Source organism: Frateuria sp., from assembly GCF_035943815.1.
In the GTDB taxonomy this organism is placed as follows: domain Bacteria; phylum Pseudomonadota; class Gammaproteobacteria; order Xanthomonadales; family Rhodanobacteraceae; genus Frateuria_A.
In genome coordinates this window covers 65,370-74,360 of sequence record NZ_DASZBU010000013.1, presented here as the reverse complement: position 1 = coordinate 74,360, position 8,991 = coordinate 65,370, and the positions used below count along the sequence as shown (strand labels likewise).

The following is an 8,991-nucleotide window of genomic DNA, read 5'->3' as shown; positions in this document are numbered from 1 at the left end:
ACGAGCACTCTGCCCAGCGCGCCGCCCATTGGCTGACCTGGCTACACCAGTACAACTGGCATCGGCCACACGCCAGCCTGGATTACCGGGCCCCAATCACCCGCATCACCATGAACAACCTGGTGGGTTTACACAGCTAGGTCGACTTACGGTTCTTGCGGCCGATCGCCACCATGATGATGGCGAAGGCGGCCAGCCGGATGAGGTAGGCCGGGCTGCTGTCCTCGAAATAGATGTTGATCGTCGCGATGACGATCTGCGCCAGGCCCATCAGCCCGAACGCCACCGAGAAGGCCAGGAACAGCCCATCGCCGGTGCGGCGCCAGAAGCGCAGGAAGAACAGGGCGGCGACGAACAGGCCGCAGGCGATCGCACCGCCGAGGAAGTACATCATCACCTCACTCCTCCGCATCCCAGATGAAGCCGAACAGCAGCGTCGCCACCGCCGCCAGCGCGACCAGACCGCGCGGCAGGGCCAGGTCCACCGAAGTGGTGAACACCACAAGGTCCAGCACCAGCAGCAGGTTGTTCAACGCCAGCAGCCCGAAGCACAGCGCGCTCCAGAACAACAACCGGGCCCGCGTGCGGCGGAAGCTGCGGCCCAGCATCAGCGCGCAGATCGAACTGGTGAAGAAGCACAGCAGATAGACGGCCGGTGCAAAATTGAATGACACGCGCTAGTCCTTACGGAATCGAAAGGCGTCGGCGAAGGCGACGAGGTTGTCCGACCGTGATCGCATGATCAGCCGCATGACGGCATCGGGCGACTTCAGATAGAGCGCCTGGGTCGACAGGACCAGCTCGTGAAGTTCGTCGGAGGCGGGGCCGTAGCGCACCAGGTCGTCGCTTTCGCATACGACCAGTCCCGCGGCATGCAGCGATTCCACCGCCTGGCTCACGACCAGCTCGCTTGCGCGCAGCGCGTCGACCAGCTCCGGCGGAGACCAGCGGCGCGAGGGGTCGTGCAGCAGCAGGAACAACAGCTCCATCGACCAGATGGACCGGAATGTCGACCGCAGAAAACCGGCTACATCCTTCTCCAATGGCATTCCGAAAGTCGCCCCCTTGTCTGGCGGATCACCGCGGGATGTCCCCAAAGCCGGTCCCGAGTGGAGCGACCTGATGCAACGACCGCCCGCATTCTATGGACTCCTTCGCGCGAAGCCAACCCGGCGCCATGCTATGGTGCGCGGCGCTGCGAAGTGGGAGGCGGCGACGTTCCGGAACCGCTAAAGCGCGGCAAACCCGTATCGGCGCGCGCTGCTCGCCTTGCGATCGACAGGCCCCGGGCGGGGCTTGCCGACGCTCGCGCGACGGATTGAAGCATGGGTTCAGCGTGGAACGTGCAACCTCGGCGGCTTTCCTTCTTCTCGCCGGGCGCGTCGCCCATCATGATCGACCTGTGCAGGACGTGCTGGTCACGACACAGGAGGCTCATGTGAACGCCGAAATCCGCCAGGAAATCCTGGACCGTCCCCAGCTGGTCGCCGCCTTGCACAGCCTGCGCAGCGGCGACTTCAGCGTGCGCCTGCCGGAGACCGGCCCCGGCGCCGATCCGGAAGTGGCCCGGCTGTTCAACGAGGTGGTCGGCCTCAATCGCCAGCTCACCGAGGAATTCGCCCGGCTCTCCGTCGTGGTCGGCAAGGAAGGCCGCATCAACCAGCGCGGCCGCGTGAAATCGGCCACCGGCGGCTGGGAGAGCGCGATCCGCTCGGTCAACGAACTGATCGAGGACATGGTGCAGCCCACCGCGGAGGTGGCGCGCGTGATCGGCGCGGTGGCCAAGGGCAATCTCTCCCAGACCATGACCGTGGAGATCGACGGCCGTCCGCTGCGCGGCGAGTTCCTGCGCATCGGCAAGGTGGTCAACACGATGGTGGCGCAGCTGGCCTCGTTCGCCTCCGAAGTGACCCGCGTGGCGCGCGAGGTCGGCACCGAGGGCAAGCTGGGCGGCCAGGCAACCGTGAAGGGCGTGGCGGGCACCTGGAAGGACCTCACCGACAACGTCAACGCCATGGCCACCAACCTGACCGGCCAGGTGCGCAACATCGCCGAGGTGACCACCGCGGTGGCCTCCGGCGACCTTTCCAAGAAGATCACGGTGGAGGTCAAGGGCGAGATCCTCGAGCTCAAGAACACCATCAACACCATGGTGGACCAGCTCAACTCGTTCGCCTCCGAGGTGACCCGCGTGGCGCGCGAGGTCGGCACCGAGGGCAAGCTCGGCGGCCAGGCCCAGGTGCCGGGCGTGGGCGGCACCTGGAAGGACCTCACCGACAACGTGAACCTGATGGCCGACAACCTTACCGGCCAGGTGCGCAACATCGCCGAAGTGACCACCGCCGTGGCCTCGGGTGACCTTTCCAAGAAGATCACCGTGGACGTCAAGGGCGAGATCCTGGAGCTCAAGAACACCATCAACGTGATGGTGGACCAGTTGAACGGCTTCGCCTCCGAGGTGACCCGCGTGGCCCGCGAGGTGGGCACCGAGGGCAAGCTGGGCGGCCAGGCGCAGGTGCCCGGCGTGGCCGGCACCTGGAAGGACCTCACCGACAACGTGAACCTGATGGCCGACAACCTCACCGGCCAGGTGCGCAACATCGCCGAGGTGACCACCGCCGTGGCCTCGGGTGATCTTTCCAAGAAGATCACCGTGGACGTCAAGGGCGAGATCCTGGAGCTAAAGAACACCATCAACGTGATGGTGGACCAGTTGAACGGCTTCGCCTCCGAGGTGACCCGCGTGGCACGCGAGGTGGGCACCGAGGGCAAGCTGGGCGGCCAGGCTCAGGTGCCCGGCGTGGCCGGCACCTGGGCCGACCTTACCGACAACGTCAACCTGATGGCGGCCAACCTCACCGGCCAGGTGCGCAACATCGCGGAGGTGACCACCGCCGTGGCGCGCGGCGATCTTTCCAAGAAGATCACCGTGGACGTCAAGGGCGAGATCCTCGAGCTCAAGGACACCATCAACGTGATGGTGGACCAGTTGAACTCCTTCGCCTCCGAGGTGACCCGCGTGGCGCGCGAGGTCGGCTCCGAAGGCAAGCTCGGCGGCCAGGCGCAGGTGCCGGGCGTGGGCGGCACCTGGAAGGACCTCACCGACAACGTGAACCTGATGGCCGGCAACCTGACCGGCCAGGTGCGCAACATCGCGGAGGTGACCACCGCCGTGGCGCGCGGCGATCTTTCCAAGAAGATCACCGTGGACGTCAAGGGCGAGATCCTGGAGCTCAAGAACACCATCAACGTGATGGTGGACCAGCTCAACTCCTTCGCCTCCGAGGTGACCCGCGTGGCGCGCGAGGTCGGCTCCGAAGGCAAGCTCGGCGGCCAGGCGCAGGTGCCGGGCGTGGGCGGCACCTGGAAAGACCTGACCGACAACGTGAACGCGATGGCGGCCAACCTCACCGGCCAGGTGCGCAACATCGCGGAGGTGACCACCGCCGTGGCGCTGGGCGATCTTTCCAAGAAGATCACCGTGGACGTCAAGGGCGAAATCCTCGAGCTCAAGAACACCATCAACACGATGGTGGATCAGTTGAACTCCTTCGCCTCCGAGGTGACCCGCGTGGCGCGCGAGGTCGGTACCGAAGGCAAGCTGGGCGGTCAGGCCCAGGTGCGCGGCGTGGCCGGCACCTGGAAGGACCTCACCGACAACGTCAACCTGATGGCCGACAACCTCACCGGCCAGGTGCGCAACATCGCCGACGTGACCACCGCGGTGGCGCGCGGCGACCTGTCGAAGAAGATCACCGTGGACGTCAAGGGCGAGATCCTCGCCCTGAAGGACACCATCAACGTGATGGTGGACCAGTTGAACGGCTTCGCTTCGGAAGTGACCCGCGTGGCGCGCGAGGTGGGCACCGAGGGCAAGCTGGGCGGCCAGGCGCAGGTGCCCGGCGTGGGCGGCACCTGGAAGGACCTTACCGACAACGTCAACCTGATGGCCACCAATCTCACCAACCAGGTGCGCGGCATCGCCGACGTGGTGACCGCGGTGGCGCAGGGCAACCTCAAGCGCAAGCTGCAGGTGGACGCCAAGGGCGAGATCGCCGCCCTGGCCGACACCATCAACGGCATGATCGAGACGCTCGCGACCTTCGCCGACCAGGTGACCAACATGGCGCGCGAGGTCGGTATCGAGGGCAAGCTGGGCGGCCAGGCGCGCGTGCCCGGCGCCGCGGGACTGTGGCGCGACCTCACCGACAACGTGAACCAGCTCGCCGCCAACCTGACCAACCAGGTGCGCTCGATCGCCGACGTCGCGACCGCGGTGACCAAGGGCGACCTGTCCCGCTCGATCGCCGTGGCCGCCTCCGGCGAGATGGCCGCGCTCAAGGACAACATCAACGAGATGATCCGCAACCTCAAGGAACAGACCTTGAAGAATGCGGAGCAGGACTGGCTCAAGACCAACCTCGCGCGCTTCTCGCGCATGCTGCAGGGCGTGCGCGACCTGGCCACGGTGTCCAACCTGATCATGTCCGAGCTTGCGCCGCTGGTGAACGCGCAGTACGGCGTGTTCTACGTGGCGCGCCGCGAGGACAACGAGACGGTGCTCGACCTGGTCGCCAGCTACGGTGCCGAGAGTCGCGACCAGCTCAAGCCCACGTTCCGGCTGCGCGAAGGCCTGGTCGGCCAGTGCGCCGCCGACAAGCGCGCGATGCTGCTGACCGATATCCCGGACGGCTTCATCCGCATCGGCTCGGGGCTGGGCCACGCGGCGCCGGCCAACGTGGCGATCCTGCCGGCGCTGTTCGAGGACGACGTCAAGGCGGTGATCGAGCTGGCCTCGTTCAACCACTTCAACGAGACCCACCAGAGCTTCCTCGACCAGCTGATGGAATCGGTCGGCATCGTGCTCAACACGATCGCCGCCACCATGCGCACCGAGGGCCTGCTCAAGCAGTCGCAGCTGCTCACGCAGGAACTGCAGTCGCGCCAGACCGAGCTGACCACCAAACAGGAAGAGCTGCACACCACCAACGAGGAATTGCAGGAAAAAGCCCAGCTGCTGGAAAACGAAAAGAAGCAGGTGGAAGCGAAGAACTTCGAGATCGAGATGGCCCGCCGCGCGGTGGAGGAGAAGGCCGAGCAGCTGGCGCTCACCTCCAAGTACAAGTCCGAGTTCCTGGCCAACATGAGCCACGAGCTGCGCACGCCGCTCAACTCGCTCTTGATCCTCTCGCGCCTGCTGGCGGACAACCCGCAGGGCAACCTGAGCGAGAAGCAGACCGAGTTCGCGCGCACGATCCATTCGGCCGGCTCGGACCTCCTGAGCCTGATCAACGACATCCTGGACCTGTCCAAGATCGAATCGGGCACGGTCTCGATCGAGATCGGCGACATGCCGATGAGCGGGCTCAAGCAGCACATGGAACGCACCTTCCGCCAGCTCGCCAGCGACAAGGGGCTGGAATTCAAGGTGGAGTTCGACCCGGCGCTGCCGGCGGCGATCCGCACCGACGAGAAGCGCCTGCAACAGGTGGTGCTGAACCTGCTGTCCAACGCCTTCAAGTTCACCGCCGAGGGCAGCGTCACGCTGGCGGTGCGGCCGGTGTCGGGTGGCTGGAGCACCAACCATCCGGTGCTGCGCTACACCGACCGGGCCATCCAGATCGCCGTCACCGATACCGGCATCGGCATTCCCAAGGACAAGCAGAGGCTGATCTTCGAGGCCTTCCAGCAGGCCGACGGCACCACCAGCCGCAAGTACGGCGGCACCGGTTTGGGGCTGTCGATCAGCCGCGAGATCGCGCGCCTGATCGGCGGCGAGCTGCAGGTGCGCTCGACCCCGGGCGAGGGTTCCACCTTCACCCTGTTCGTGCCGATGGAAGCGGTATCGATGGCCGCCCTGCCACCGGGCGGCAGCGACGCGCGCTACGACAACAGCGGCGCGATGGTGCCCGGTGCGTTGCCGACGCAGCTGGAAGTCACCGACGATCGCGATGCGCTGGGCGACGCTCCGTTCGTGCTGATCGTCGAGGACGATCCGACCTTCGCCTCGATCCTGCTGGACATCGCCCGCGATGCCGGGCTCAAGGGGGTGGTCTCGACCGCCGGCGCCGGCACGCTGGCGCTGGCGCGCAAGCTGCAGCCACACGCGATCACGCTGGACCTGGGTCTGTCCGACATCGACGGCTTCGTGCTGCTGGACCTGCTCAAGCACGACACGCAGACCATGCACATGCCGATCCAGGTGATCTCCGGCGCCGACAAGCTCGCCTCGGCACTGGACCAGGGCGCGTTCGGAGTCACCGAAAAACCGGCCGCACCGGAACAACTCAGCGAGGTGTTCGCCCGCCTGGCGGCCCACGTGCGCAAGACACCCGCCCCGCGCCCGCCCGAGGCGCCCGCCGGCCTGCGTCCCGTGCCGGAACTGGCCGGCGCGCGCATCCTCATCGTCGACGACGACATCCGCAACATCTATTCGCTGACCAGCGTGCTGGAAAGCCACGGCGTGGAAGTGCTGCACGCCGAACGCGGCCGCGAAGGCATCCTGATCCTGGAGCAGACGCCGGGCATCGACATCGCGCTGATCGACATCATGATGCCGGAGATGGACGGCTACGAGACCATGCAGCAGATCCGCGCGCAGCCGGCCCTTACCGAAGTGCCGCTGATCGCCGTCACCGCCAAGGCCATGAAGGGCGACCGCCAGAAATGCCTGGACGCCGGTGCCTCGGATTACATCGCCAAGCCGGTGGACATCGAGCTGCTGCTCGCCCTGTTGCGCGTGTGGATTGCGCGTGCGCGCGAGCGCACGCCGGTCGCCGCGTCGTAGCATGGAATCGAAACCCATGAACGTTCGCGTTTCCCGCCCACCCCTTCCGGCTGCCGCCCGGCGCACCCGCTCCTCCGATCCGCCCGAGCGGGCGCGCATCCTGATCGTCGACGACGACGAGCGCAACCTGCTGGCCATCCGTACCGTGCTGGAGGACGTGGCCGACGTGGTGCTCGCCAAGTCCGGCGAGGAGGCGCTGCGCCAACTGCTCAAGGGCGAGTTCGCGGTTATCCTGCTGGACGTCTACATGCCGGGCATGGACGGCTACGAGACCGCGCAGATCATCCGTGCGCGCGAGCAGACCAAGCGCATCCCGATCATCTTCCTCTCGGCGGTCAACAAGGAGACCGAACACCTCATCCGCGGCTATTCGATGGGCGCGGTGGACTACGTGTTCAAGCCGGTCGAGCCGGTGGTGTTGCGTTCCAAGGCCGCGGTGTTCGTCGACCTGTACCTGATGACCCGCGAGGTGCGGCGCAAGGCCAGGCAGGAACAGGAACTGCTCGACGCCAACCTGCGCGCCAACGCCGAGCGCCTGCGCGCCGAACAGGAGTTGCGCCTGGCCGAACAGCGCCAGGCGGCGATCATCCAGTCGCTGCCGATCGTCCTTTACCTGGAAGAGCAGGACGCGGTCCCGCGCATCCCCAAGTTCGTCAGCGGCAACTTCAAGGCGGTCACCGGCTTCGGCTTCGAGGAAGTGGTCGCCACGCCGACGCTATGGCTGGAGCGGCTGCATCCGGATGACCGTGAGCGCGTCAACGGCGCCCTGCGCGCCCGCCGCGACGGCCGCGCCTATGCGGTGGAGTACCGCTGGCAGTGCGCCGACGGCACCTACAAGCACTTCCTCGACCAGGGGGTGCTGCTGCGCGACGCCGACGGGCGGCCACTGGAATATGCAGGCACGCTGCTGGACGTCACCGACCGCAAGAACCTCGAATCGCAGCTGCTGCACGTGCGCAAGATGGACGCGCTGGGCCAGCTCACCGGCGGCATCGCCCATGACTTCAACAACCTGCTGGCCGCCGTGCTCGGCGGCCTGGGCCTGATCGAGCGGCGCGTCACGCTCGCCGACGACCAGCGCAAGGTGCTGGACATGACCCGCCACGCGGCCCAGCAGGGCACCGAACTGGTCTCGCGCCTGCTCGCCTTCGCCCGCAAGCAGAAGCTCGCGCCGGCACGCGTGGACATGGACGACCTCGCCGGCACGGTGAGCCAGCTGCTGGCGCACACGCTGGGCGGGCTGGTCACGCTGGAGTGGGAGCTGGGCGAGGGCCTGTGGTCCCCCTACGCGGACGAGACCCAGCTCGAGCTGGCGCTGATGAACCTGGCGATCAATGCCCGCGACGCCATGCCCGAGGGCGGCAAGATCCGCATTGCCTGCCGCAACGCCAGCCTCGCGGGCGACGGCGACACGGTCGCGGGCGACTACGTGGTGCTGGCCGTTTCCGACACCGGCTGCGGCATCGCGCCAGAGATGCTCGAGCGCGTCGCCGAACCGTTCTTCACCACCAAGGCGGTCGGCAAGGGCACCGGCCTGGGCCTGTCCATGGTCTACGGCTTTGCCCAGCAATCGGGCGGCACCACGCGCATCGAAAGCCGGCTCGGCCACGGCACCACGGTCGAGCTGTGGCTGCCGCGCGCGCCGGAGGCCGCGCGCCGCGTGGCGGCAAGCCATCCGGTCGAGGGCATCGCCGCGCGCAGCCATGCGCGCCATATCCTGCTGGTCGACGACCATGAAGGCGTGCGCGCCACCACCGCGGCCATGCTCGAGGATCTCGGGCACCGGGTAACCACCGCGTCCGATGGCGGCCACGTGAGCGAGCTGATCGACGCCGACGGTCTGCCTACCGTCGATTTCATCATCAGCGACTACGCCATGCCGCTGGTCTCCGGCTCGGAGGTCATCCGCAAGCTGCGTCAGGTCAAGCCGGGCCTGCCCGGCATCATCATCAGTGGTTACGCCGATACCGCGGCGATCTCCGGCGCGCCCGAAGGAGTGGTCGTGGTGGCCAAGCCGTTTACCGCCACTCAGTTGCAGGATGCGATCGCCGCCGCGCTCGCCGTCCCCTAGGAAACGCCTGCCGTTCCGGCGGTTCTTCCGTGCCCGAGCCGTTGCCTGCGGCCCTCGGGGCCCCGAACTGAATGCCGGCTGGACCGGGACCTGCCATCCCCTCGGCACCGGCGCGGGCCCGCAAGCACGACGC

Annotated in this window: 5 protein-coding genes and 1 pseudogene; 3 read left to right on the top strand and 3 right to left on the bottom strand. The window is 67.1% G+C overall.

Annotated elements, in window-relative coordinates:
* Positions 1 to 140: pseudogene (locus VGU65_RS09350) on the top strand (IS481 family transposase); the annotation flags it as partial.
* On the opposite strand, the gene VGU65_RS09345 reads toward VGU65_RS09350, so the two are convergent.
* The 3 genes from VGU65_RS09345 to VGU65_RS09335 are packed head-to-tail and all read right to left on the bottom strand — an operon-like array spanning position 137 to position 989.
* Positions 137 to 394 carry a DUF5985 family protein gene (locus VGU65_RS09345; RefSeq protein ID WP_327475032.1) on the bottom strand — a complete coding sequence of 86 codons (258 nt, stop codon included), beginning with the start codon at positions 392 to 394 and terminating at the stop codon, positions 137 to 139. The pseudogene VGU65_RS09350 and the gene VGU65_RS09345 sit on opposite strands and share 4 nt — an antisense overlap.
* A 4-nt stretch (positions 395 to 398) precedes the next feature.
* A complete protein-coding gene (locus tag VGU65_RS09340; RefSeq protein ID WP_327475030.1) occupies positions 399 to 674 on the bottom strand; it encodes a DUF5985 family protein in 276 nt (91 codons plus the stop codon).
* A 3-nt stretch (positions 675 to 677) separates the two neighbouring features.
* Positions 678 to 989, bottom strand: coding sequence for a hypothetical protein (locus tag VGU65_RS09335; protein ID WP_327475028.1), 312 nt, complete (start codon positions 987 to 989; stop codon positions 678 to 680).
* Between the two features lie 449 nt (positions 990 to 1,438).
* Here VGU65_RS09335 and VGU65_RS09330 point away from each other — a divergent pair, with 449 nt between their 5' ends.
* Positions 1,439 to 6,787 carry a HAMP domain-containing protein gene (locus tag VGU65_RS09330; protein ID WP_327475026.1) on the top strand — a complete coding sequence of 1,783 codons (5,349 nt, stop codon included), beginning with the start codon at positions 1,439 to 1,441 and terminating at the stop codon, positions 6,785 to 6,787.
* Positions 6,788 to 6,803: 16 nt separating this feature from the next.
* Entirely contained in the window at positions 6,804 to 8,858 is a 2,055-nt protein-coding gene (locus tag VGU65_RS09325) for a response regulator (RefSeq protein WP_327475024.1), read from the top strand.
* The last annotated feature ends 133 nt before the right edge of the window (positions 8,859 to 8,991 follow it).

Excerpts from the sequence above, each read along its gene's own strand:
- VGU65_RS09345 (WP_327475032.1), bottom strand. The coding sequence starts at position 394 with ATGATGTACTTCCTCGGCGGTGCGATCGCCTGCGGCCTGTTCGTCGCC.
- VGU65_RS09335 (WP_327475028.1), bottom strand. The coding sequence starts at position 989 with ATGGAGCTGTTGTTCCTGCTGCTGCACGACCCCTCGCGCCGCTGGTCT.
- VGU65_RS09325 (WP_327475024.1), top strand. The coding sequence starts at position 6,804 with ATGAACGTTCGCGTTTCCCGCCCACCCCTTCCGGCTGCCGCCCGGCGC.